This is a genomic window from Streptomyces beijiangensis, from assembly GCF_017315755.1.
GTDB classification, from domain to species: Bacteria; Actinomycetota; Actinomycetes; order Streptomycetales; family Streptomycetaceae; genus Streptomyces; species Streptomyces beijiangensis.
In genome coordinates, this window is record NZ_JAFLRJ010000649.1 from 1 (window position 1) to 214 (window position 214).

The following is a 214-nucleotide window of genomic DNA, read 5'->3' on the forward strand; positions in this document are numbered from 1 at the left end:
GACCGCGCGAAGGCTGACGCCTCCTGCACGATCGTCGCGGGCGGCACGTACGACGACTCGGTGGGCTACTTCGTACGCCCGACGGTCATCGCGTGCACGGACCCGGCCAACGAGGTCTTCACCACGGAGTACTTCGGCCCGATCCTCGCGATCCACGTCTACGACGACAGTCAGGACGGGGCGTACGACGCGATGCTGACCCAGATGGAGTCGG

General features: G+C 66.8%; 1 protein-coding gene. It reads left to right on the top strand.

What is annotated here, in order from left to right; translation table 11 throughout:
* Positions 1 to 214, top strand: a 214-nt coding sequence (locus tag J0695_RS37920) for an aldehyde dehydrogenase family protein (protein WP_206969375.1), incomplete at both ends; no start/stop codon positions are given.